The sequence below is a fragment of the Caballeronia sp. TF1N1 genome (assembly GCF_022878925.1).
GTDB lineage: Bacteria > Pseudomonadota > Gammaproteobacteria > Burkholderiales > Burkholderiaceae > Caballeronia.
The window spans coordinates 317,145-341,417 of the sequence record NZ_CP084629.1; the positions used below are offsets into that span (position 1 = coordinate 317,145).

At 60.9% G+C, this 24,273-nt stretch carries 17 protein-coding genes; 4 read left to right on the forward strand and 13 right to left on the reverse strand.

Features of this window, described 5'->3' with window-relative positions:
- Nucleotides 1–73: 73 nt before the first annotated feature.
- Nucleotides 74–832 carry a flagellar brake protein gene (locus LDZ28_RS27625; protein ID WP_244831821.1) on the reverse strand — a complete coding sequence of 253 codons (759 nt, stop codon included), beginning with the start codon at nt 830–832 and terminating at the stop codon, nt 74–76.
- Between the two features lie 220 nt (nt 833–1,052).
- Nucleotides 1,053–2,762, reverse strand: a complete 1,710-nt coding sequence (locus tag LDZ28_RS27630; protein WP_244831822.1) for a dihydroxyacetone kinase family protein — start codon at nt 2,760–2,762, stop codon at nt 1,053–1,055.
- 150 nt (nt 2,763–2,912) lie between these two features.
- On the opposite strand from LDZ28_RS27630, the gene LDZ28_RS27635 reads away from it, so the two are divergent.
- The 3 genes from LDZ28_RS27635 to LDZ28_RS27645 all read left to right on the forward strand — a co-directional run bounded on the left by LDZ28_RS27635 (nt 2,913) and on the right by LDZ28_RS27645 (nt 4,932).
- Nucleotides 2,913–3,422: a DUF6622 family protein gene (locus LDZ28_RS27635; RefSeq protein WP_244831823.1), complete on the forward strand. Its 510-nt coding sequence runs from the start codon at nt 2,913–2,915 to the stop codon at nt 3,420–3,422.
- 90 nt (nt 3,423–3,512) lie between these two features.
- Nucleotides 3,513–4,385: a glutathione-dependent disulfide-bond oxidoreductase gene (gene yghU, locus LDZ28_RS27640; RefSeq protein ID WP_244831824.1), complete on the forward strand. Its 873-nt coding sequence runs from the start codon at nt 3,513–3,515 to the stop codon at nt 4,383–4,385.
- 94 nt (nt 4,386–4,479) lie between these two features.
- On the forward strand, nt 4,480–4,932 hold the full coding sequence (locus tag LDZ28_RS27645) for a DUF4174 domain-containing protein (RefSeq protein WP_244831825.1): 453 nt from the start codon (nt 4,480–4,482) through the stop codon (nt 4,930–4,932).
- Between the two features lie 64 nt (nt 4,933–4,996).
- On the opposite strand, the gene LDZ28_RS27650 is transcribed toward LDZ28_RS27645, so the two are convergent.
- From LDZ28_RS27650 to LDZ28_RS27700, 10 genes are all read right to left on the reverse strand, one after another.
- Nucleotides 4,997–7,330: an ImcF-related family protein gene (locus tag LDZ28_RS27650; protein WP_244831826.1), complete on the reverse strand. Its 2,334-nt coding sequence runs from the start codon at nt 7,328–7,330 to the stop codon at nt 4,997–4,999.
- Nucleotides 7,331–8,472: 1,142 nt separating this feature from the next.
- Nucleotides 8,473–9,744 (reverse strand): hypothetical protein, encoded by a 1,272-nt coding sequence (locus tag LDZ28_RS27655; RefSeq protein ID WP_244831827.1) that lies wholly within the window; start codon nt 9,742–9,744, stop codon nt 8,473–8,475.
- 2 nt (nt 9,745–9,746) lie between these two features.
- Nucleotides 9,747–10,004, reverse strand: a complete 258-nt coding sequence (locus LDZ28_RS27660; RefSeq protein ID WP_284503508.1) for a PAAR domain-containing protein — start codon at nt 10,002–10,004, stop codon at nt 9,747–9,749.
- Nucleotides 10,005–10,071: 67 nt separating this feature from the next.
- Nucleotides 10,072–12,351 carry a DUF2235 domain-containing protein gene (locus tag LDZ28_RS27665; protein ID WP_244831828.1) on the reverse strand — a complete coding sequence of 760 codons (2,280 nt, stop codon included), beginning with the start codon at nt 12,349–12,351 and terminating at the stop codon, nt 10,072–10,074.
- Nucleotides 12,344–13,150 carry a DUF3304 domain-containing protein gene (locus tag LDZ28_RS27670; RefSeq protein WP_244831829.1) on the reverse strand — a complete coding sequence of 269 codons (807 nt, stop codon included), beginning with the start codon at nt 13,148–13,150 and terminating at the stop codon, nt 12,344–12,346. The genes LDZ28_RS27665 and LDZ28_RS27670 overlap by 8 nt, the downstream gene beginning before the upstream one ends.
- Nucleotides 13,147–15,282: a type VI secretion system Vgr family protein gene (locus LDZ28_RS27675; RefSeq protein ID WP_370652287.1), complete on the reverse strand. Its 2,136-nt coding sequence runs from the start codon at nt 15,280–15,282 to the stop codon at nt 13,147–13,149. The genes LDZ28_RS27670 and LDZ28_RS27675 overlap by 4 nt, the downstream gene beginning before the upstream one ends.
- A 439-nt stretch (nt 15,283–15,721) precedes the next feature.
- Nucleotides 15,722–16,753, reverse strand: a complete 1,032-nt coding sequence (locus tag LDZ28_RS27680; RefSeq protein ID WP_244831830.1) for an alpha/beta fold hydrolase — start codon at nt 16,751–16,753, stop codon at nt 15,722–15,724.
- A 152-nt stretch (nt 16,754–16,905) separates the two neighbouring features.
- Complete coding sequence (locus LDZ28_RS27685; RefSeq protein ID WP_244831831.1) at nt 16,906–18,156, reverse strand: acetamidase/formamidase family protein; 1,251 nt, start codon at nt 18,154–18,156, stop codon at nt 16,906–16,908.
- 24 nt (nt 18,157–18,180) lie between these two features.
- Nucleotides 18,181–19,755 carry an amino acid ABC transporter permease/ATP-binding protein gene (locus tag LDZ28_RS32790; protein WP_305038191.1) on the reverse strand — a complete coding sequence of 525 codons (1,575 nt, stop codon included), beginning with the start codon at nt 19,753–19,755 and terminating at the stop codon, nt 18,181–18,183.
- A gap of 19 nt (nt 19,756–19,774) precedes the next feature.
- Complete coding sequence (locus LDZ28_RS27700) at nt 19,775–20,656, reverse strand: ABC transporter substrate-binding protein (RefSeq protein WP_244831832.1); 882 nt, start codon at nt 20,654–20,656, stop codon at nt 19,775–19,777.
- Between the two features lie 301 nt (nt 20,657–20,957).
- Here LDZ28_RS27700 and LDZ28_RS27705 point away from each other — a divergent pair, with 301 nt between their 5' ends.
- The gene (locus LDZ28_RS27705; protein ID WP_244831833.1) at nt 20,958–23,318 is read left to right on the forward strand and encodes an acetamidase/formamidase family protein; all 2,361 of its coding nucleotides are present in this window, start codon (nt 20,958–20,960) and stop codon (nt 23,316–23,318) included.
- A 23-nt stretch (nt 23,319–23,341) separates the two neighbouring features.
- On the opposite strand, the gene LDZ28_RS27710 is transcribed toward LDZ28_RS27705, so the two are convergent.
- Nucleotides 23,342–24,247 (reverse strand): LysR family transcriptional regulator, encoded by a 906-nt coding sequence (locus LDZ28_RS27710; protein WP_244831834.1) that lies wholly within the window; start codon nt 24,245–24,247, stop codon nt 23,342–23,344.
- Nucleotides 24,248–24,273: the final 26 nt, after the last annotated feature.

Genomic DNA, 24,273 nt, shown 5'->3' on the forward strand with positions numbered 1-24,273 from the left:
TTAGACAATGAGCACGCTCGCCACTTTGCAAGCGTGCCGTCAGGTGACAGTCGGCTATCGGTGTGTCACGGGTTCAGACGCCGCGCCCGAGATGCTTCAGTTCGAGCTGCGTAATGGTTCGCTGCAAGGCGCGTTCAGCGCAGCCGCTCAGGTCGATGAAGCGGCAACCGAGAATCGCGCGGCGCTCGCCGGTCTGCATGAGTTCGTAACGCGGCGCGGCGATCTCGAGGTCGACGCTCACTTCGCCGAATGGGCCCATCCGCAGGGTGACGCCTCGCCAGACTCCGCCACGTTCGGCGGTTTCGAAGCGGTCATCGGAGACACGCAAGGCCACGCCGCCGAGCGAAAGGTTCTTTACGTCGAAGTGGAAGGCATTGCCGGCTTCGTCACGCCCGTGCGCGACGAACGGATTAACGAGCGGCGTCTCGACCCGGTAATACTGCCGCCGCTGCACGTAATACAGCAGCGTGGGCATCGGCGCTTCGAACGCGGGACGGCCATCGAAAAGCACTTTCACGGCCGGCCCGGTCGTGAATTCCGTCTGGATGCCCGATGGCTGGCTGCGCAACGTCAGGGCGTCCGCGCGGGCAAGCGCGGCATTGCTGGAATCCGAGCAGCCGAGATCGAAGACAAAGCGCGCGCTGCGCGAATCGACGTCAAGGACCTGCGTCACGATCTGCCCGCCTTCGAATTCCACGGTGAGAAAGTCGCCGCGCGACAGAAGGCTGCGCAGGCAAAGCGCAATCTGCAACGGATGGCGCTGCGCATAGCATTCGTCGATAAGGGTCGCGGTACGGTCGGCGTCGAGACTCGGGAGGGTGGCGGCAATCATCTTGTTATCCGTGCGTTGTCTGGTTTTTATTAGCGCCAAGCCTCTCAGGTTGCTAGCGCTACGGTGCACACCGGACAATGCAGAGACCGTGCCAATTGCGGCGCACGGTCGCCGATCGCCTGCAAGCCGCGCCGGGCAAGGCTCGGGCGGCATGAGGAAACCAAAGCGATGGGCGCTTGCTACGTTACGCGGACCTCGCGTTACGGCCGCGCGCGGCGGATCACCGCACGCCGATATGCGGCGCGAGCGCGCGGAGCCAGAACGTCACCGCGACCGCGCCGCCATCGGGCGAACCCACGGCGCGCTCGCCCAGATAGCTTGCGCGACCCGCCCGAGGCGTCATGCTCGCCGTGGCCTGCGCGCCCTCTTCAGCGGCCGATAAAGCCGCTTCCCAGGCGTCTCGCGCGGACTTGCCTTCGTTCAATACCGCTTCGAATGTCGCCGATGCGGGGAACAGCGCGTCGAGCATGGTGCGGTCGCCCGCCTTCGCGCCGCCCAGGTCGCTGATGGCCTGCACCGCTTCCCTGAACGCGGCGGCCCAATCGGCCGGCTTCGGTTGCGCGACTCCCGCGAGATGGCGCGACGCGCGCAAGAGCGCCGTCGCGTAGAACGGGCCGGAGCTTCCCGCTATCGCCCGGCGCAAGGACGCCCCGAGCGCGGCAAGCGCGCCGTCCGGCGTGCCGAGCGCCGATCCCGGCACGCCGAGGATCGCGTCCGCCGCGCGTTTCATGCTCGCACCGAGATCGCCGTCGCCGGCGAGGGAATCGAGTTCGGTCAGGCGCGGTTCGTTGTCGATCAGCGCACGCGCCACCGACTGAAGCGCCGGCTCGATGACCCCCGCCCAGCCGCCGTCGCTTTCCCGCGCGATTCCGTGCCCCTCCGCGACGGTATCCGCCGCCATGGCGATACGGATTTCCCGTCCGACCGCGCCGCCGCCCGGCCACGCGCGCGATTCGGTCGCGGCATCGATCAGACCGAGCGTCGCGTCATCGACACGCAACAGCGAAACGGAGCAGCCCGGCATATTGAGCGCCGACAGCAGCGTGCCCGACCATGCGCGCTCGACGTGAATCTCGCGCCGCGACAGATTGTCGAAGGCGGCGCGCAACACGACATCCAGTTCCATTTGCGGCGTTGCGCCAAGGCCGTTCACGAGCAGTGCGACGCGCTCGCCGCTTTCCAGCGCGAGATCGTCGACGATATTCGTGAGCAGAACGTCGGTCAGTTGGTCGGCGGGCAGCGGCGCGGTGCGCTCCACGCCCTTTTCTCCGTGGATGCCGAGACCGAGTTCGATCTCGTCGTCGGCGAGCGTGAAGCTAGACTTTTCGACGCCCGGCAGCGTGCAGCCATCGAGCGCGACGCCCATGGTGCCGAGATTGGCCGCCGCATGGCGCGCGATCGCCGCGACCTCCTCGAGCGACGATCCGCGCGAGGCGGCCGCGCCCGTGACCTTGTGGACGAGCACGGTTCCCGCGATACCGCGCCGCTGATTGCGCGCGGCCTGTTTGCGCAGCGAGACATCGTCGGCCACGATGACCACTTCGACCGGAATGCCTTCCGCGCGCGCCAGTTCCGCCGCGAGACCGAAGTTGAGGCGGTCGCCCGTGTAGTTCTTCACGATCAGCACCGCGCCGCGCGGACCGGCACAAGCGCGGATCGCGGCGAGCACGGCATCCGTGGGCGGCGAGGTGAAGACTTCACCGCATACCGCCGCGCTCAGCATGCCCGCGCCGACATAGCCGCCGTGCGCGGGTTCGTGACCGCTGCCGCCGCCCGAGATGACGGCGACCTGCCGGTCCTTCGCTTCGTGCTGCGCGCGCTGCACGAGCACGTTTTCATTGCCGAGGATGGCTAAGTGCGGCGACTGCCGCGCGACGCCTTCGAGCATCTCGCGCACGACATCGGCGGGATTGTTGATGAGCTTCTTCATGGCAGTCTCCTTGACGCGTTCGAGCGATGGCGACCATGTTAAACGACCGCGCCGCGAACGCTCGCGCGCTCTCATTCTTCTCTAATTCAGCCGCTTTACGATGCCTTCATCTGCTCAACAACGAATCATCCGACTGAAGGAGAAACGAAAATGACACTGCAAATGATCGTTCATGGCACGCCGGTCTGGGTCTGGCTGCTGCTGGCTTATCTAATTTCGCGCGGCGTGAAGGCAATGAAAGGCGGTACCACGCCGCTGTCCAAGCTGGCGATCATCCCGCTGATCTTCGCGGGCTTCGGCCTCGTGCATTTGGCTCACAATCCGCACGCGAGCCTCTTTGCGGTGAGCGCATGGATCGTCGGGATTTTTGCGGGCATCGCGGCGGGCGTGTTCAACGCGACGCGCACGCGCTTTTCCGTCGATATGGTGGCGCGCACCGTCACGCTGCCGGGTTCGGTCGTGCCGCTCTTGCTGATCCTCGCCATCTTCGCCGCCAAGTTCTGGCTCGGATTCGAGATGGCAACGGTGACGGATGCGGCGCTCCTCGGAACCTATGCATCCATCGACGCACTCGTGTCGGGCGTCGTCGCCGGGATGTTCGCGGGACGCTTCATCACGTACTGGAAAGCGCTGCAGGCGCACCGCTTCTTGCACGCTTGAACGGCCGAGCCTCCTTCGTGTCGAGCAGGTTTTTACCCGACCTGCTAACCTCGGGCGACATTGAAAACTTGACGCGAAGGAGGCTGCAGCATGAGCGATTCACCCGAATACGTACCGCCCAAGGTCTGGACCTGGGACAAGGAAAGCGGCGGGCAGTTTGCAAGCATCAACCGTCCAATCGCGGGGCCGACGCATGACAAGGATCTACCGGTCGGCAAGCACCCGCTGCAGCTTTATTCGCTTGCCACGCCCAACGGCGTCAAGGTCACGGCGATGCTGGAGGAACTGCTCGCCGCGGGTCACAATGGCGCGGAATACGATGCCTGGCTCATCAAGATCGGCGACGGCGACCAGTTCGGCAGCGGCTTCGTCCAAGTCAATCCCAATTCGAAGATACCCGCGCTGATCGACCACAGCGGCCCCAAGCCCGTGCGCGTGTTCGAATCCGGCGCCATCCTCCTGTATCTCGCGGACAAGTTTGGCGCATTCGTGCCGACCAGCGCGGCGGAACGCGCCGAGTGTCTCTCGTGGCTTTTCTGGCAGATGGGCAGCGCGCCGTATCTTGGCGGCGGCTTCGGTCACTTCTATGCTTATGCGCCGAGCAAGATGGAGTATCCGATCAACCGCTTCGCCATGGAGGTGAAGCGTCAGCTCGACGTGCTCGACCGGAGGCTTGCGGAGAGCAAGTACATTGCGGGCGACGAATACACCATCGCTGATATCGCCATCTTTCCGTGGTACGGCGGTCTCGTGAATGGCTGGATTTACAGTGCCGCCGAGTTTCTCGCCGTGCATGAATACGAGCATGTGCGACGTTGGGCCGATGCGATCGGCGCGCGTCCCGCCGTGCAACGCGGCCGCATGGTAAACCGGACCTTCGGCGAGCTTTCGAGCCAGTTGCATGAGCGGCATGATGCTGGCGACTTTGAAACGAAGACGCAAGACAAGCTCGCGGTTAAGTAGATTTTTGGTCAAGTGCTTGCGCACGCTTGAAAGGCTGTTACGTCGTTGGCGCGCTTCCTGCGTGCACGGAAATAAACCGCACAGGAAGCCGCCAATGAACCGCTATCTCATTCCCGCAACCGTAGCTGCAAGCCTGCTCTTGGGCGTGACCAATACCTTGCAAGCAGCCGGAAGCGCTGCAATATCTTCCATCGAACAGTACACATGGCATAAGCGTCTGCTCGTCGTTTTCGCCGATGACGTCAGTTCCGCCGCACTCGCGAAGCAACGCGCATCGGTTCAGGATGCGAGCGATGGCTACACGCAACGCGACCTGCAAGTGATCGAAGTAATCGGCAACGACGTGCAAGGCGCAAGCGATTCCGCCGATGCATTGCGTCGACGATACGGCGTCAAACCCGGCGCGTTTCGCGCGGTGCTCGTTGGCAAGGACGGCGGCGTGAAGCTCGAATCGCGCGAGCCGATTGCATCGCGCGAATTGTTCACGACCATCGACGGCATGCCGATGCGTAAGCAAGAGGCAGCGGGTAACGCGCCGAAGTCGTGATCGCCGTATGATCCATGCATGTTGAAGTCTTCTTACGCTTCGTGACCTGATCCCAGCGAAGTCGTCATTCTTTGTCCGGCAACGCGACGCCGATCTTCTGCGCGGCGGCAAGCGCGCCGGGCGGCAACGGTGGTGGCGTCCGCCCCGGCGATACAGATGCTTGCTTCGCCGCGCCTGACATGAAGATGCGCTCAGGCAGGGCGAAGTGCCGTAGCACAAGCACATCCAGCGGTCCAGCGCCCGTCTCCGCGCGAAGTTGAACCGACAGCGGCGGCGTAAGACTCTGATCCGGCGTCCACGAGAGCAGATAACGCGCGTTATCTTGTTGCGAGACCTTCGCACGTTCGAGCAGACGAATCAGCGCGAAACGCCCTTGTGCGTACATGGTCGAGCGCAAACCGCCTGCCTCCGTTTGCCATTGAAGTTGTGCGGTGTTGTCCAGGGCTTGCCCCGGCCATTCGAACGGCTCCCATTGCTCCATCTGATTGAAGTAGTGCAACTGTTGACCCGATGTCACCAGCGTCAAATCAGTGATGCCCGGCGTCGGCACGCCGCGTAGTTCATACCGCGCCCGCGCATCGCCAGAGGGAAACACGACCCTTGCTACGCGCGAGAGCTTGTTGAGCGCGACGAGAAACGCCGGATCAAGCATGAGCGTGCCTTGATTCACGCCTTGCGTGGCGACCCAGTGGTCGCCCTGACGTTCGATCACGCCCGCAAGCTGCGTCGTGACGAACTGCGCTATCACGCCGTTGTCCATGCGCATGAAGTGCGCCATATCGGGCAGCGATGCATCGTTGTCGGAGTCCGCAAACGGATAGCGGCCGCCGAAGCTGTGATTCCAGTCAGCAAGGATGGATGTGCGCCAGACTTCGTTCAGACTGGACGATGCCGGTTGCACGACCACTTGCCACGTCTGGTCAAGCGGGGCTTCGAAAAGCCGGCCGAAACCCGACCATTGTTCGCCCAAGCTCGCAGAGAGACGGCTCGCATAATCGCGACTATCGGCGATATCGGACGTTCTACCCTGTAGCACGGCTTGAGCGGCGACGCGCGACATGCCGTCGGGGTCGGGACTGGCCATCATTTGTTGCGTCTTAAGACGCATTGCGGTGACACGCTCAAGATAGCGAGCCAAGCTCAGATCGCTCACGAGTTGCAGCGTGGTTCTGGTGTTGGCGGGTGCGTTGCTTGCGAACTCGCTGCCAGTCAGACGCAGAATAGGACCGAACGCGCTTGCCAGCGGCAAAAGTGATGGCTGCATCTGCTTGGACGGGTCCTTTTCGTCCTTGCCTACAAGATGTTGCGCCTTCGAAATCAGAGCGTCCGATATTGATTGCGTCGATGCGTCCGCACTTGCCTGAAAAACGAGAGCGTTCATTAGTGCGACCAGCGGCGAGCGTTGCGGGTCGCCGAGCAGCGTCAATTGATCGACCGTGCCAGATAACGACGAAGCGTTTTGCCAGCGAATGCTGTTCAAAAACTGCTGCCACGCGCGCGCGTAGTCATCGAAGTAACGTTGACGGAGTTCGGTTTTGAGCGTTGACGGCGCGGTGTTATCAAGTTTCGCGTCAGACAGCACCCAGTCGCCCGTCACCGCGCGCTGTTCGCTCGCCTCATCGATCGCCTTTGGGATGCGTTCGTCCCACGCGGCACGCGTAAAAACGCCCGGAACAGTCGCGCTCGTGTTGAACAAGCCTCGGCTTGGGTGATCGCCGAGCAAGGTTGCCAACGTCATCGGCGGATATTTCGGTTTCGTCTCGTCGATGATCTGCTGATAGATCGCGTCTGTCGAATTCTGGATGCCGCGCACGCCGATGATCGTCTGCCGCGTCGCCGCGACAAGCGTGATGTCAGGCGCGATGGCTGACGCCGATCCGCGCTTAAGGTGCCTCGCGTAAAACCAGACGGCCTGTTGGCGCAAGTCTTCCCAAGTGCCCGCCGTCACTGACGCATTCTGCGGACGCGCTGGCGCATTCGTCGTCAGCAACTGTGTGGCGATAAACGACGCGTCGGCATGCTCGGGATGGGCGAGCATCAAATACGCCTTGAGCGTGTCGTACGCGGCCTGGACCTGTGTGTTGCCACCGCTGGCGATTTCGGCATCGGACAGGGAAGCGAGTTGCTGAAGGCGAGATTCGAGTCTTGCCTTGATCGGATCGATCAGTACGCGCGAGGCGACGCTTTGATAAACCGGGGAAAGCGCTTCATAAAGAGCGGCGTCACGGTTCAGGCCGAAACGAGCGAGCCACGGAGCGCCGAGCTGGCGGTGTATTTCAAGCGTGTCGAGTTGTTTGTCAAGAGCATCCAGGGCGAGCAAGGCTTGCGTCTGGTCGCGCGGCGAAGAAACCTTGCTCAACGTCGACGCAACGTCCCGCATGGTTGCGCGGTTCGACATGCCGGAAATTATCGAGCCGATAAACCATAGTACGGCGACAGCGCTGACGAGATATGCGGCAACACTCGACGACGAGAGGCCCACGCGCCTGCCGTAAGCTTTGCGACTGTGGTTCGCGATGGTTTGCCATAGCGTTCGATTCGACGCTTCGGGCACACCGGCGTGGTGGCGCGCGGCCTCGCGCGGATACTCTGTCGGTCCCGCGGGTATGTCCAACGGTGTGAAGAAAAGCCCGCGAATAGCATCGTGCGACCGTGAAGCGCCTGTCAGGAGATGCTTCAGCGATTCCCGTGCTGTGCTTATGTGCTGCGACAATTCCGCCAGATATCGATCTGCAGGGTTTTTCGACAGACGCATCACCCCGGCGTTTGCCAATTCGCCGGTGAGGTCATGTAGTGCCGAGCCGACGAAATCGGAAGCCATACGCGGGTGCGACCAGGTAAGCCCGACCGGCGGCTCATCTGTATGAGACGGACTCGCCTGCAATGGCTCCGCATTCAGCAAATACACCGGAGCAGACCAGCGAAGCACGCGCGCGACACGTGCCAGCGCTTGCGAGACGCTTTGAACATCGAACATATCGTGGCCCGTCGCACGGGCGACGGTTAGCGCAACGACCGCGTCCACTGGACGGCGGCGGCGCAATCGGCGCAACGCGGCAAGATGCTGCACATCCGGGGCACTGTCTGTCTGCTTCGCGTAAAGAAGAACCGCGCCTCCCGCGCTGGCATACCCGAACTTGAAGAGCGTAGGCGCCACGCGCCGAACTACTTCCCCGTCGCCGACAACCAGGATCCAACGCTCGCGCCAACGCCAGCGCCAGCCGTGCTGCTCGACTAGCCATTGCCTGAGATCGCTGAAATCACCAACGTCTAGCTTCGTGGCCCCCTGCGCGGCGTCATCGGAAGCACCGCCGTGTTTGAGCATCCAGTCTTTCACCGCGCGATAAGCCACGGCCGCACGCGACGCTTCGCTATAACTGAGCACGAGCCATAGCACGATGAAAATAGCGCACAGTGCTGCTATGACAGCTCCACGACTGTCAGCTGAGATCCCGACCCACTGAGGCCGTACCCAGACCAGCATGCCGGGCAAGATCACGAGGGATAGCGTGGCTAAAAAGTCTAGCTTGAATTTACGAGTCATTCGTCTTTCTGCTTATTACGGCTGTTTTGCACCACAGCCATGTGAAAGTGTTCGCCGGCGCTACGGGCGACGAGTTGCGGCGCGCTCAACCGGTCCGCTCTGTTCGCCCCGCACGCTACGGCGAGCCAGTCGGCCGATCTCCCCGTTCGTCCCACCGTGCCGTCGAGATTGAATTCCGTCAGCGGATCTTCGCCTGCCTCACGCACGCCAACGTGGCTCAGGGATGAGTGCAAAGGCCCGACCGATTCGCCGTCGAATCCGGTCATCCAGACCGACTCCAACGACGGCGCGTCGGCTTTTGCCCATTGCAGCGCATGTGTGAGCGCGCTGTCGAGATGGGTCCGCGCCGAATTCAACGGGCGATGCATGTGCGCGACGGGCATGAGTCGATGCTCGGCCGCTAATCCATGCGAGGCCACGAGAAGCGCGACGCCCGCCTCGGCCTCGCCTGCGTTGGGCGCTCCATCCAACATGGTTTGAAGCGATACCGAAATCAGCAGGACCGCGTAGAGATGCAAGGCGCCACTCGTATCGTCGAGCCATTGATCGACCGTCATCAGATCAACGGGCACTAGCGTGTACGTCGTTTCCGCCTGACGCAACTCATGACGCGCCCATATGCCTTCGCAGGTCGTTTTTGCGTCTGCCTCCCCGATATAGCCCCCGATATCGAGAAGGACGCGCAGCGGAAAATCATCCGGAAGCGACCCGAGGCGGTCCGCAAGTTCGCCGATAAGTTGGTCGAAGAGCCAGGACAACAGCAGGCCGTGGCGCTCCTTATCGTCGACGGCAAAGAGCGCGTCGTCTGGTTGGAGCCACCGCGCCGTTACCGATGCGTCCTCCATGAGCTCCGATGCCTGAGCCTCGAGTGTCAACGCGTTTTCTTCTATCTTTGTCACGAGTTTCGCTGTCTCGTCATCCGTTACGCGGATGGCCGTGGCGAGCACGGCCATCGGAATGCTTTCGCGTGCGAACAACTTCTCGTTGTACCGCTTTCGTGCCTCATTCCAGTCCCGCGCATCGAGACACTGCCTCTCGTGAATGCTGAACCGACGTGAAACGACAAACGCGGCGAGGCCCGTTGGATACAGCACAAGGCAAGTCCAGAACAAGGGCGTCTGCATTGGTTCTGCGCGCGGCCACAACGCCATCACGCCAAAGATTCCGGCGATCGTCAGGACGAAGAAGACCACCGTCCAGACGAACCTCGATGGCGGCTCGTCAGGTTCGGCGCGTTCCGGTGGAAGGTTATCCAGGTCCAGCGCCATGCTTAGCTTTTGCCGCTATTTGGAAGTGACGAGATCAGACGACAACCGCATTCGCAGCGGTCGTTGTGTTGCGCGATCTCCAAACCGTTATCGAAAGCCCCTGAGGTTGCCGAAGCAATACGGTTGTCACCGTGGCGGGGACACGTGACACGATCGTGCAGGCGCGCAACCGCGCGTCCCATGAAAACGCAGGTTGCTGAACCTTGCGTGACGGCGCCGTCGCCGGTATGGCGGTCGCCTATGCGAATAATTCCTGGCATGTCTGGTCCGAGGAGAAAATAATCAAGTGGTCATGGCTTACGCAAAACATGGCCATGGCCGCCACGTTCAAACACGGGCGGGAGGTCGCGGCGCGGGGTTCATGCCACGGTTGATCTGCGACGCGCGGCTTGCGTTCTCTTCCGTACGCTTGCGCGCTTTCTCCTCGGCCTCGTAGTCGGTCGAGCCGAACGTATCGACTCCGCGCAACCGGAAATAAAGCGAGGAAGACAGCACATGGTCCTGCCAGCTCGTGAGCATGGTGTCGTGCACGAGAAGATCGAACAGCGCCATGACCTTGGGCGGAAGCGGGTTCTTGCCCGACAGCCCCATCTTCCACGCCTGAACCAGGCTTTGCTGCTCGGCGCTGATCATCGCGTCCATGTGTTCCTCGATGATCGATGCGCCAAACTCCGGGTCCGCGTCATAAGGCTGTTCGCCGATCTGTACACCGGTGCGCGCTTGATTCACCGCGCGGCGCATGCCGGCCAAAGCGGTGTCGCGTTGGATCATGTCCGTCGACTCCGCCTGGATACGCTCCCACACACCGACCGACGGTCTCGCTTTCTCGGCGCTGGCGTCGCGCAACGCCTCCATTTCAGCGCTCCTTGCCGCCTCCATGCGGTTCTGCGCCTTGCCTAAGGTGATCGAATCCGGCACCGGAAATTGCTTGCGCAAGGCGAGATAGGCAGCAGTCGCGTCGTTGCGTTCTTTCAGAATGGCTTCATGCTTTGCAGCCAGCGCGTCGAACTGGTTGGTGACGGTGGCACGAAATTCGGACGACGTATAGCGAACCGCCATCCAGCGTAAAAAGACCTGCATGTGATCGACAAAATTCAGACGCGCGACGTAGGGCACCATCTCACGGTAGGCCTTCATCAGTTCCCAGATCTTGTACGTGTTCCGGCCGTCAGTGATGGGGTTTGCCAAGGTGAATTTTTGGAATGTCTTAGGTTTAAACTTTGCCAAATCCTCCATGCAGTCCAATGCCCCGCCATAAGAAATTGCCTCGTTCAGCATGTCGCGCAAGACGACTCGCTGAAGCTCCGCGCGCGCGCCGAGCGATCCCGGCGGTGCGCCGCCAGTAATGTCTTCGCTCGTGCCGGGATAAAGATATTGCAGGCCGCGTGTATTTTCCAGGCTGTCGAGCCGTTGATAGAAGCGTAGTTCGTGCGCGGCGGCAAAGTGAACGCAGCGCTGAACTGCCTGCGGCACGCCAAGCATTTGGTCGCCGTAATTCTGTTTGATTGCCCCGATCAAGGGCACCATGCTGATCAGCGCATTCTCCTGGACCAACGACGACACCGCGTCGAGCAAACCGACGAACACGATCTCGATAGGAATGGTGGCGCCGTTCGGGTCCTTTGGAATCTTGTATTCCAGTATGGCTTCGCTCGGATGTTTGTATGTCGCGCTCAGGTCATTCAGCAAGGCCCTCGCAAGGACGCAACCGCGATCCGCGCCGAACACAGACACCTTGACGTGCTGGACCTTGGGCATCCTTGCCCTCGCGTCCTCAATCGCTTTCTCAAACTGGGTCTTGGCCGCCTGAAGGCGCGGCTCGACCCCGGTGCCCAAAAGCCGCGCGACCACTGAGTTGTCCCTGAGAACAGGAACCACGTCGAACGAACATTTGAACAGCTCGCCCGCCACTGCCCAGCCAACCTTCAACGGATTCTTCCTGAGATCAAAAAGGATCTGACGGCCGCTTTTCATCGCGTCCTTGGCGAGGATGCGCCCGGCCGCGCGGCCACGGTCGAGCACGGCGCCGGTTTTGAAGAAGCGCAAGACGCGTCCGGCATTGGTACGCAACGCCTTCGCCTCTTTGACGAGTCCATCGTATGCATCCACGACAGGGCGATAGGAATGCTCCTCCAAACCCTTTTTGAATCCGTCGGTAATGGCGCTCTTCGGATCGAGCTGGAGACGGTCGATACCGGTGATTTTTTCGCCAATCTTCTTTGCGTTCGATACCTGACCTTGAGCCGCACTCACGACCTTGCTCGTCAGCGCGGATACGATTTCGCCGTCTTTGGCTTCTTTGTTGAGGTCCGTGCCCAGGCCGGAGTAGTAGAGTCGGTACCAAAACTGATTGGGGGTCTTTTCGCGGCGCCGATCCTCGTTTTCCCGATGTGCCTCCCAGAGCCGGCAGATGTTCGAATATCGCGACGTCGATACGTCATCGTGATCACGGTGTCGACCGAATCCATCAAAAAAGAATCCGATGTGAATTACCGCACCGCATGGGATGCAGTCATCGGAAGGGTAAGCCTTCGTGTTGGCGCCAATCGCGTCCAGCACTCCAAGAGGCGTGCGATCTGCAGCATCGATTTTGTTCGTATTAGCCATTCTTATTTCCACCTGCGGCATGGATAAACTTGTTGCTCTTAATCTCGCGCACAACATCTACAGGCAGCTTCTGCATTGCAAGACCAAACGCTCCGGGCTTGCCCTTCGACTCCATGACGATGCGCTGCACCGCCGGGTGTTCGTCAAACCTCGGATTGACGAGCAACGTGTAGTACACGTACTGCTCAAGGTCGACAGTGTCGGTGAAGCGGTACTTCATCCAGCCTTGAACAGCCACACGCGTGGTTCGACGGTAGGCGGCAGCCCAGTCAAGATCGTCTGGGTTTGCAGCCTTGCCGTATTTCGTTTGAAACCACTCATCGACCTTTCCATATTCGAATCGAGAGCCGCTAAAGTCATTGCGAAACTCGAATTCAACATGGTCGTCTGGATAGAAGTGCACAGCCAAGACGTCGTTGCCGGCTCGGTCAGACCTCTTCACAGGATCAAGATGAACCGTGGTCACTTTTTTGATCTCTTTTATGGGTGCATACAGGTCCTTTACGGCCTCGTCTGCGTCATAGATTTGCCACTCGACCGTGAACTCCGTGCCTTTGAGCTTGTAGCAGCAACTCAAACTTCCGGCCCCAGACCCTGGCGGCAGATCCCCGCCTCCACTGGCTCGATTCCCATATTTGTCACGGACCACAAACTCCGTCAGGTTGTACGGCGTGTAGTTCATACCCTCCGCGCTCAACCCGCCATACACTGGCTCAGAAGAAAAGAAGTCGCAGCCCGCGAGAGAGACGGTTGCCACAAGCAAAACAAAGATGTGTTTCATCAAACTTGAAATGTTCATTCGTATGCCGTAACAGCGCCGTCGACGCTGTTGAAGTGCATGTCCTTCGCCGCGGACAGCTCCATGCCGCCTGTGCGCGCATGAACCACGATGTCCTGCTTGGCAGCGGTCAGCCGCATGCCCTGAGACTGCGCAAAGAGTGACACCTGGCGACCTGCTGCCACCGTGAAATTGCGCATTACGCCGATATCGGCGTTGCCACCGGCAGTAGCAATCAAGTTTTGGTCTGCATTCAACTGCAGGTGTTCACCCGACGTGATGCCGATGCCCGAAGGGCCGCTCATGAGCACGACGGACTGTTTGAGCCCGTCGAGTGCGTCGCTAAAGAGCGCTTTCTGCTTCTGCAGGTCAGCGACTACGGCTTCGGCCGACTGCACAGCCTGGTTCAGCAACTCGATGCGCTCGATCGCGCGCTTCAACTGCTCTTGCGCCGCAGCCATGTCGAGTTGCGCGCCCGTAGCTTTCCTTTGCACTTCGGCCGTCAGCAGCAGACCCTTTCCGCCTCTCACCGATATATGCTCATCCGAGCGTAACTCTCCGCCGCGACCGCGCTCCTTGCGCCCTTCGTCGACCATATGCCCGAGATTGAGCTCGCTGGTCTGATACGGCGTGGTCAGGTGGATATGCTCGACCCCCGCCTTGTCCTCCATGCGCAACTCGTTCTCCGCAGCCGAGCGGATAATATTTCGCGTGTGATTGAGGTTATTGACGAGGTCCGGATTGAGGCTGTCATGCAACGCGCCTACGATGATTGGTCTGTTTGGATCTTGTGCCGTAAAAACCAGCGCCACCTCGGTTCCGTCGATCAGCGGCATGTGATGACCGTAGTTAGGTCCCGCATACGGCCGTGCCATCCGGATAGGGCGACTGCGTCCACCCGGACTCCACTCGTCCAAATCGAACGGCATCTTCGTGACGTACAGGCCCTTCTCCGTTAGATAGCTGTACTTGTACTTGCCTGGAGAATCTATCCGCGCGGGAAGAGTTCCTGCGATCTTCGGTCGCTCGATCTTGTCGATGCTCGTGCGCCATCTCCGATCCGCGGGAATCGCCCGGAAAGCGCACCAATACGACGTACCGCGTCCACCTCCGCAGCGTACCGACGTGACAAAGAGACCATGCGGCGCGTCCTTCGGATTCACGTCCAGACGCATTACCTCACCTGCCTCGAGGGAGAACGGATTGCCTCGGCCTGAATAGCTGATCTGCTCCGCCAGATGCGCCTCATGACGAATCAGCGCAATCGTCTTGCCTTCTTCTTGCGTCTCATAGTGTTCGCCCCAATGGTTGTCCACGCCATCAGTGGTTTTATCGGCAGGCGCGGCATTGGACTCGACTAGCAATGAGACATCCGCTTGCCGATGGTTGTAATCGTCGAGCTGAATTGCTTCGGGCACGCGCCGGGTGATCGTTTTGAGCGAACGAAGCGATTCCGCACCCGCGCTTTCCAAACCGGAATGAAGACGATAAGGAACGACGCGCTGTTTGCGCGCGTAGGCATCCAGATCGTCGCCGAAAATCATGGCGGTACCATTGGACTTTTGCTCGAAGCGAAACCACAGCCCTTCCTCTGCGCAAAGTCGCTGAATGAAGGCGAACGTCGTCTCGTGATATTGAGTCACGTACTCGCGGCGCTTGTATTTGCCGCGAAGCTTCATAAAATCGAAATCCACGCCAAAGCGATAGCCGTAGTGGCGCAATGTATCGGTGATGATTTCCACGACGGATTGCATCTGGAACAGCCTGCTTTTGCGGGCGCGGGCGAGATCCGCGATCCTGGGTACGAGCACGACGCGGTAACGCGTCTCGTCGGCGGACATTCCGAGTTGCTCAAAGCGGCAGATCATCCCGTGCGTGACGTACGACTTCGGCATCTTGCTAAAGTCCTTCCAGCGCTCACCGAACATTCTTTGCAGATACCCTTGATCGGGATCAACAGGATCGATGGTGAATGTCGCTGGTCGGCCGACGACTTGGTCCATTGGAATATCGGCTACCGGGCTCGTGAAATCTATTTGATATTCATAGAGCTCACTGACGCTCGCTTTGCCGGAAAATCTAAGCACGGAGACGGGAAAGGACTGCGGCTTGAGTTGTAGCGTATAGGCCTGACTTGGTAATACCATCGACATCTAAATACATCTCCTATGAATCTCTTTTGATGCGCACGACATTTCGATCCGGCGTTTCGGCATCCTGATCGCACTGCGTAGTTCTTTGCCCTGAGATCGACGAATTGCTAGTCGAACTCAATTCAGGCCAGTAAGGAATTGTTGCCGAAAAAATCGCTGCTCGTGCGCAGGCAATCTCTCCGCAATGCGATGCTCGACTATAAGAATTTCTGCAGATTCATCGACTTAACAAGCCATTCGGATATCGATGCAGTATTCTATTTTTAGGAGTTTTCTGATGACCCAAAGGGCTTTCTCGCTGATACATCGGCCACATCTTTACCGAGGCTGCAGTCAGTCACGCGCCCAAAGAAGGCCGCCGTCAAAGCTTCCACCGACGGCGGTCATGTGACTTCCTAACGCGATCCTCGCACGCGCGCCATAACAGGCAAAACTCGTCTCACAACTTCGTCACCTGCAACATCGCATCAGCAAACTCCCTCGGCGCTTCCTGCGGAATGTTGTGTCCGACACCCCCGCCCAGCGTGCGATGCACATACTTGCCCGTGAACTTCTTCGCATACGCAGCAGGTTCGGGATGCGGCGCGCCGTTGGCATCGCCTTCCAACGTGATGGTGGACACGGAGATGGTCGGTCCTGCCGCAAGACGCTGTTCGAGCGCGTCGTATTGCGCTTCGCCCTGTATAAGCCCGAGCCGCCAGCGATAGTTATGAATGACCACCGCGACATGGTCCGGGTTCTGGAACGATGCGGCCGAGCGTTCGTACGTGGCATCGTCGAAATTCCACTTCGGTGACGCAAGCTGCCAGATCAGCTTGTTGAAGGCATCGCGATTGGCCGCATAACCCAGCGCGCCACGCTCCGTCGAGAAATAGTACTGATACCACCACTGGAACTCCGCCTTGGGCGGCAGCGGCCTCTTGTTCGCCTCCTGACTGCCGATGAGATACCCGCTCACCGACACCAGCGCCTTCACGCGCTCCGGCCACAATGCAGCGATGCAATCTGCCGTGCGCGCACCCCAGTCGTAACCACCGAAGATGGCCTGCTCGATCTTGAGCGCATCCATGAGCGCGACGATATCCACCGCTGTCACGACCTGTTGACCGTTGCGCACGGTATCGGCGGAAAGGAAGCGCGTGGAGCCATAGCCACGCAGATACGGCACGATCACGCGATAACCGGCCGCGGCCAGAATAGGCGCAACCTCGGCATAGCTGTGGATGTCGTAAGGCCAGCCATGCAGCAGAAACACGACCGTGCCATTGGCGGGCCCGAGTTCCGCATAGCCGACGTTGAGCTTGCCCGCATCGATCTGCCTGATCGGGCCAAACGACGCGCCCGCGCTCGTCGCTCTAACAGTGGACGATTGCGCCTTCGCGAACGTGCTGAAGCCGAAGTCCGCAAGGGCGACGCTTGCAAGCGTCGTCCCAAGCATAAGACGACGCCGTTGATTGACGGGTTTTGACATGACCAGACCTCCTTATCGATTGGTTCGGGAATTTTCGTGGGTTCACTTGAAGAGTGGCCTCGACGGTTTTATATCCCAGCCGATCAGGAGCGATGTATCTCAGTGTATCCGTCCATTCAATCTACACATCGCGATTCAAAAACGCGGAATACTCAGCGCTTTTTGTAGTTTGCAAACACCTCTTTGCGGATGGAGCCATGCACGCCCCAGTTCGCATCGACAACCTGCGTCACGCCGAAATCCGCCGCCACGGACATGAGCGCGATGGCCTCGTCTTCGCTCAGTCCATGAACCGTCATCAAGAAGCGCCGCAGTTTGCGAAAGGCATCGCGCATGGCACGGTCGAGGCTCGCGTGTTGCGCGACTTCGAGTTGCGCGTTGGCGCCGAGTTCGGCGAGATAGTTCGGAAACGTGAAGCCATACACAGACCATTGCTGATCCGTTTCGAGCAGCGGATGCGTCAGTCCTTCGAGCAACGTGCCTTCGAGATCCGCCTGCTTGTGCAGGATGAATTCGAAGTCACCCGTGAGCGACGTTTCAATGGCCGTGCCGCCGAGTTCGCTGTCGCCTTGCGCCGCGTGCGGATCGCCGACTGAAAACAGCGCGCCCGCAACGGCCACCGGGTAATACATCTTCGAACCCTTGCCAATACGCCAGTCGTCGATATTGCCGCCGGTATAGCTCGGAGGAATCGAGCTGACATAGTCCGCTTCGGCGGGCGCCACGCCCATGGTGCCGAAATGCAGCCGCGCCGGCACGCGTATGTCGGGCAGGATGTTCTCGCGCTTCTTCACCAGCCGATGATCCACCTGCACGCCAGGATAATCGATGGTCGCATGCACGATGCCGTCCGGGTCGGTCTGCGGCGTCCACACATAGTTGTAGACGGCGCGCGCATACGGCTCGCCGGAAGTATCGAGTTCGAAGATCGTCACGACTTCGCGCGGCTTCGGCTCCTCGATCAGATCGTGATACTGAAAGCCCCACGACGCCGCCACGTTCGAGCCGAAGCATTTGCCCGCATGACACGCGTTGCAACTCGGGCGCGGCCGTACATCGAGGATGCGCACTTCGAGTACATCGCCGGGTTCGGCGCCTTCTATCTCGACAGGCCCGGTCAGCAGATGCACGCCGACGCCTTCGCCATCGCCCAGTTTGAACGGACCTTCTGTAGGGCCAGCGCCGCGCCGCGATACGCCCTTGTGCTCGCGCGTCCATTCGAACACGCTCTGCGCGCCGGGGTCGCCCGCGACCATGCGCTCGTGGTCGTCGTTGGCATGATGCGTCAGCGTTTCGATGGTGGCGCGGTCGCCCGACTTCAGCGTGAGACGCGGCTCTACCCGTTTGCTGAAGTATCCCCAATGCACGGTGGATGATGAAACGGGCAGCGTGTAATGCTTCATTGAATCGTCCTCGGCTTTAGGGTTTTAATGCACCGTTTCGAGCGTGCTGCCCGCGCCCATCACGTTGAGAAAGCGCGCAGTCAGCGGATGATGCGGATGCGTCAACACCTGATGCGCCGGCCCTTCCTCGACCACCGTTCCGCCGCTCAAGAACACCACGCGGTCGGCCACTTCATCGGCGAAGCGCAACTGATGCGTCGAGATGATCATGGTGAGGCCGTCGTCGAGCGCGAGACGGCGGATCACTTCGAGCACTTCGCCGACCAGTTCGGGATCGAGCGCGGATGTCGGCTCGTCGAGCAGCAGCACGCGCGGGTTCGGCGCAAGCGCACGCGCTATGGCCACACGCTGTTGCTGGCCACCCGACAGATGACGCGGCAAGGCATCCGCGCGATGCACGAGGCCCACGCGTTCGAGCAAGGCATCGGCGCGACGGTTGGCATCGGCGAGCGTTGCGCCGTGCACCCATACGAGCGGCAAGGCAATGTTCTCGCGCGCCGTCAGATGACTGAACAGATTGAATTGCTGAAACACCATGGCGACGCCGAGACTCGCACGTTCTCGCGCCAGCTCGCGTGGATTCATTCGCCGCCCGTCATCGCGAAAGCCGAGACGCCGGCCGCCCACGCGTATCTCGCCTTCGCTCCATTGCTCCAGATGGTTGATGCAGCGAAGCAGCGTGCTCTTGCCCGAACCGCTCGGCCCGAGCAACGCGACGACTTCGCCGGAGCGGATGTCGAGGTCGAAGCCATTCAGCACGGCCTGTTCGCCGTAACGCTTGTGAACGCCACTGATCTGCACGGCCACGCCGTTGCGGGCCAGCGTGTCGTAGCGGCGCGCGCGTTCGGCGGGCGTGATCGGCGCGAAGACGGGCGGCAAGTCGCCGGGACTCGCGGGTTTCGGCGCGGGAGCGGGTTTGCGTCGTCCCCAGAAACCGCCGCCCGTGCTCGCGCGATCCAGATCGAGCGCTCGTTCGATCATCAACTGAATGGCTGCAATAGCGCCCGTGAGACACAGATACAAAAGCCCCGACGCGAAGAAGATCGAAAAGAAGTCGAACGTGGAAGATGCAAGCTGCGTGCTACGCAAGGTCAGTTCGCCGACCGAGATCACCGACGCCAGCGACGAGTTCTTCAGTGCGCTGACCGTTTCGTTGCCAAGCGCGGGGATCATCGAACGAATCGCCTGTGGCGCGATGATTCTGCGCATCAACACGCCCGGCGTCATGCCGAGCGCCTGCCCCGCGAGTGTTTGTCCGCGATCCACGCCGAGCACGCCCGAGCGGAATATCTCGGCGATGAACGGCGCTTCGTTCGCGGCGAGCGCGAGGCCCGCCGCGCCGATCGCGCTCAGTTTGATGCCGATATGCGGCAAGGCATCGTAGGCGAACACCAGTTGCAGAATCAGCGGCGTGCCGCGAAAGATCACCGTGTAGCCGCGCGCGATCGCCGCGAGCGGCCCGATACGGCTCAGTTGCATGGCCGCGAGCACGAGTCCCAGCACGAGGCCGCCCGCGAGTCCTAGCAAGGTCACGGCGATCGTGAAGCGGATGCCGTCGAGAAGATACGGCAGGCCGAGATAGTGAAGGAACAGGTCCATGAGCCGATGCTTCCCGTGCTTACTTCGCGACGATCAATTGCGGCGCGGCTAGGTTCTCCACGCCGAGGCCCCACTTCTTGAGCAAGTCCGACTGCGCGCCGCTCTTCTGAATGGCGACGAGCGCGGCCATCACGGCATCGCGGAAATCAGGCTTGTCTTTCGGCACGCCGATACCCACGAAATACGGCAAGGTCACCGCCGTCGCTTTTTCGAGCTTGTCCGGATACGCCTTGACGGCCTGATCGACCGTGTTCACGTCGTTGATATACGTATCTGCGCGGCCGGCGAGAATGGCCTGGATGCAGTTGGCGTTGTTGTCGTAAAGCTGCACGGTGGCTTCCGGCTTGCCTGCCGCCTTGCATTGCGGCGCGAGCGCCTGAACCAGCGGCACTTCCACGTAGCCGGTGTTTTCAGCGGCGGTCGTGCCGCACATCGACGTGTTGATGCCGGTAATTTTCTTGGGGTTGCCCTTCGCGACGAGCACGCCGTCGAACACCTTCGAATACGTGATGAAATCGGCGGCCTTGGCGCGTTCCTCGGTTGCGTAGATGTCGGAGATGACGATGTCGGCCTGACCGCTCTGCAGCGTCGTGAGCAACGCGGCGAAGGTGACGGGCTTGTACGCCATCGTGAAGCCGAGACACTGCGCGATCATCTCGCCCAAGTCGATATCGAAGCCGACGTACTTGCTCGGATCGTTCGGATCAAGCGCTTCATAGCCCGGCGTGTGCGGATTGATCGCATTGGTGAGCGTCTTGCCCTTGAACTGTGGATACTTCGCCTGCAACGCGCTGCATTCGGCGGGCGATGCGGCGTGTGCTTGCCCCGCGAACGCGAACAGCGACGCGCACAAAGCGCCGAGCCACACGCGAGCTAAACGGCCCATGAGATTCCTTTGCATCGATACGCTCCTGGCGGCTCTTGACCGCTGATGACGATTGACTTGCGATGCCCCGAGCGTAGGTGACCGAAATCCCGCTAACTTGTCTGGCTGCGCACAACTGCTGGTCCTCACGTGCACGCTCGTCCAAGAACCGCTTTCGCCGGTACCGCCGTGTCGCGAGCGAGTGCATGCATGCGCCGCGATGGCGCATGCATGCACTGTGGTTCGGCACGCCTTGCATCGCGTCGCCGCATGGCCGCGATGGCGCGGGAGTTGCTTTTCGAAAGCGCGTCTTTGCTGCTATTCGTGGAGTTTTAGCTTGAACCTGTCGCGCTTCACCACCGAGTCGTATCCCGAGTTCGAACGTCGACATGAATGGAAAGCGGCGCTCGCGCGCCTGGGGTGGCACGGCAAGATAGAAGGCGGCGAACGCGGTCTTCAAGGCACGCTGACATCGCGTGTATCGGCGGGCGGCATCGAGTTCACGACGATCGCCTCGGCCGCGCAGACGCTCGAACTGAGCGCCGATCAAAGCGGCAGTCTCATGCTCGTATTGCTGATCGATGGCGACGCCACGCTCGTCGCCGACGGCCTGCGCGAACGCGTGAGCCCGCATGACATCGTGTATGCGGCATCGGGACAAAGCGCGTCGCTGATCTTGGCGGGGCGCTTTCGCGCCTTTATCGTGCGTGCGCCGAAGAGCGCGATCAACGCGCGCTTGCTCTCGCCGCTTTCGTTGCGCGTGGCGCTGCTGCCGGGCGCAACGGGCATGGGCCATATCTTTTCGGGCTTCTTGCGCTCGGTGGTCGAGAGCCTCGAGACCTTGAGCGCCGATGAATTGCGTCCCACCGAACTCGCGCTCGCGGAAATGCTCGTCGCGTGTCTTGCGGGACAGGAACGCAAGGGCTCGTTCAACGGACTCACGCCGTCGCAGGCGGCGCTGTTCTCGCGGCTATGCCGCTTCATCGAAGCGAATCTCGCCGAATCGACCTTGAGCGTCGCCACGCTTGCAAAAGACGAGCGCGTGTCGCCACGCTATGTGCAGAAGCTTTTCGAACTCGCCGGACAGAGCTTTTCGACCTATGTGCGCTCACGCCGTCTTGAACGATGCCGCGCGGAACTGGCCGATCCGCTCTCCGAGAAAGTATCGATTTCGGACATCTGTTTTCGCTGGGGCTTCAACGATCCCGCGCATTTCAGCCGCGTGTTTCGCGAACGTTACGGCGCGTCGCCGCGCACCTTCAGGCACGAGGCGAGCCTTGAAATAGCGCGTCATCTGGTGCGAAGTCTCTCGCGCGGCTTGCCGGTCAATGCGGCGAGCCTGATCGCGCAGGCGCGTCAGGATCATGCGGGCGATACGCTCGTCGCCGTGCGTGAAGAACTCGATGCCGTGCATATCGAACCTCGGCTCGGACGCGACAAGCCGCGCCATCATCTGCTGCGCGCAACGGCAAATACCGTGCATTGGGGTTATTTCAGCCACGATCTGAAGCCCGTGCTCGAAGTACAAAGTGGCGACACCGTGACCGTGGAAGCGCTCACGCAACATGCCGCGGATGATTGGGATCGTATGATCGCGGGCGATCCCGGCGCCGAGAGCGTGTTCCACTGGACCGCCGAGCGCAAGAACGTGGACCGGCGCGGCGCGGGACCGATGAACGCATCGATCTACGGACGCGGCGCGGGCGAAGGGTTCGGCGTGCATATCTGCACGGGACCGATTGCCGTCACGGGCGCGGAGGCGGGGGACGTGCTCGAAGTGCGGATCGTCGATATTCATCCGCGCCGCTGCGCGAACCCGAAATATCATGGCCGCGCATTTGGCAGCAACGCCGCCGCGTGGTGGGGCTTTCACTATCGCGAGCTCTTGACCGAGCCCAAGCCTCGCGAAGTCGTGACCATTTACGAGCTTCATACGGATACCGAACGCGTCGACGAAAGCGCCTATGCGCGCGCCGTCTACAACTATCGCTGGACGCCGCAACGCGATCCGTTCGGCGTGATGCATCCGATCATCGATTATCCCGGCGTGCCTGTCGATCATTCGACCGTCGTCGAAAATCACAACGTGCTGAAGAACGTCACCATTCCGGTGCGGCCGCATTTCGGCGTGATCGGCGTCGCGCCTCGACAGAACGGTCTGATCGATTCGATCCCGCCTTCGGCCTTCGGCGGCAATCTCGACAACTGGCGTGTGGGACCGGGTGCGAGCGTGTTTCTGCCGGTGGGCGTGGCGGGCGCGCTGCTTTCCATTGGCGACCCGCATGCGTCGCAAGGAGACTCCGAGTTGTGCGGCACGGCTATCGAATGCTCGCTTACGGGCGACTTCGAACTGATCCTGCACAAGAAGCACACGCTCGCCTCACAGCCCTTTGCGGACCTCACGTATCCGCTTGTCGAAACCGCCGACGAATGGGTGCTGCACGGCTTCAGCCACGCCGACTATCTCGCGGAATTCGGCACCAGCGCGCAGAGCGAGGTCTATCAGAAGTCCACGCTCGATCAGGCCATGCGCGACGCCTTCATCAAGACGCGCCGCTTTCTCATGTCGACCAAGGGACTGAGCGAAGACGAAGCGATCTCGTTGATGTCGGTGGCCGTGGACTTCGGCGTGACGCAAGTGGTCGATGGCAACTGGGGCGTGCACGCGATCATCCGCAAGGCGCTTTTCACGGATTAGCGCTTATATATGGAGCGCCATCGTTACTGAACCGCCTCGGGCTCCTCGATCGCCCGCGTCAACAATTCGACGAACGCCACCACCGCTTGCGGCAAGGTGCGTCCCGCCATCGTCTGAATCTGCAAGGTGCGCTGATGCAGTTCGGGATTGCTGATGGGCACGGCCGCCATATCGTCACGCTGCAAACGGCTGCGCACGGTGAGGTAGCCGGTCAGCGTGATGGCGTCGGTGCGTTGCACGAAACTCTGCAAGGCCATGTGATAGTTCGCGATGAACACCGGCTCGAAGACGAGCCCTTCGAGACTGCACGAGATATCGAATAACTGACGCAGCGTCACGCCCTGATTGTGCATGGCCATCGGCCATTCGTGGAGATCGGCGAGCGAAACCGACTCGCGTTTCGCCAGCGGATGACCACCGCGCATCAATGCGAACACCGGCGCGCGCTGCGCATAATGCACGTGCACGTCCTTCTCGGGCGCGACGCTGAAGCACACCGCGACATCGTGCGTGCCTTCTCGCACGCGCTGTGTGGCGACCGATGGCGGCGAGACATCGAGTTGAAACTGCGCACGCGGATGCGTCTCCAGAAACCGCGCAAAGGCTTGCGGCAAGAAATCCGGCGCCACGCCTTCGGACGCGGCGACGCGTATCGTCACGCGGCCGCCCGCGCTCAAATCGCGTATTTCATCGATCACGCGCTCGTTTTCCAGATGACTGCGGCGCGCATGATTGGCGAGCAAGCGCCCGGCATCGGTCAAGACCATGCCGCGCGGACGCCGTTCGAATAGCGGTGTGCCCATCTGCTCTTCGAGCTTCGCCATCTGCCTGCTCAATGCCGATACCGCCACGAACAGCCGCTCCGATGCCTTGCTAAGCGAGCCGCTTCGCGCGATTTCGAGGAAGTAACGCAACGCCGTCTCGTCCATTTCCGCCTTCTCGTTCCGCTTCGGGA

Coding starts and splice junctions, on each gene's coding strand:
- LDZ28_RS27645 (WP_244831825.1), top strand. CDS start 4,480: ATGAACCGCTATCTCATTCCCGCAACCGTAGCTGCAAGCCTGCTCTTG.
- LDZ28_RS27625 (WP_244831821.1), bottom strand. CDS start 832: ATGATTGCCGCCACCCTCCCGAGTCTCGACGCCGACCGTACCGCGACC.
- LDZ28_RS27650 (WP_244831826.1), bottom strand. CDS start 7,330: ATGTCGAACCGCGCAACCATGCGGGACGTTGCGTCGACGTTGAGCAAG.
- LDZ28_RS27680 (WP_244831830.1), bottom strand. CDS start 16,753: ATGTCAAAACCCGTCAATCAACGGCGTCGTCTTATGCTTGGGACGACG.
- yghU (WP_244831824.1), top strand. CDS start 3,513: ATGAGCGATTCACCCGAATACGTACCGCCCAAGGTCTGGACCTGGGAC.
- LDZ28_RS27700 (WP_244831832.1), bottom strand. CDS start 20,656: ATGCAAAGGAATCTCATGGGCCGTTTAGCTCGCGTGTGGCTCGGCGCT.
- LDZ28_RS27665 (WP_244831828.1), bottom strand. CDS start 12,351: ATGGCTAATACGAACAAAATCGATGCTGCAGATCGCACGCCTCTTGGA.
- LDZ28_RS27710 (WP_244831834.1), bottom strand. CDS start 24,247: ATGGACGAGACGGCGTTGCGTTACTTCCTCGAAATCGCGCGAAGCGGC.
- LDZ28_RS32790 (WP_305038191.1), bottom strand. CDS start 19,755: ATGGACCTGTTCCTTCACTATCTCGGCCTGCCGTATCTTCTCGACGGC.
- LDZ28_RS27660 (WP_284503508.1), bottom strand. CDS start 10,004: ATGCCAGGAATTATTCGCATAGGCGACCGCCATACCGGCGACGGCGCC.
- LDZ28_RS27635 (WP_244831823.1), top strand. CDS start 2,913: ATGACACTGCAAATGATCGTTCATGGCACGCCGGTCTGGGTCTGGCTG.
- LDZ28_RS27630 (WP_244831822.1), bottom strand. CDS start 2,762: ATGAAGAAGCTCATCAACAATCCCGCCGATGTCGTGCGCGAGATGCTC.
- LDZ28_RS27670 (WP_244831829.1), bottom strand. CDS start 13,150: ATGAACATTTCAAGTTTGATGAAACACATCTTTGTTTTGCTTGTGGCA.
- LDZ28_RS27675 (WP_370652287.1), bottom strand. CDS start 15,282: ATGTCGATGGTATTACCAAGTCAGGCCTATACGCTACAACTCAAGCCG.
- LDZ28_RS27655 (WP_244831827.1), bottom strand. CDS start 9,744: ATGGCGCTGGACCTGGATAACCTTCCACCGGAACGCGCCGAACCTGAC.
- LDZ28_RS27685 (WP_244831831.1), bottom strand. CDS start 18,156: ATGAAGCATTACACGCTGCCCGTTTCATCATCCACCGTGCATTGGGGA.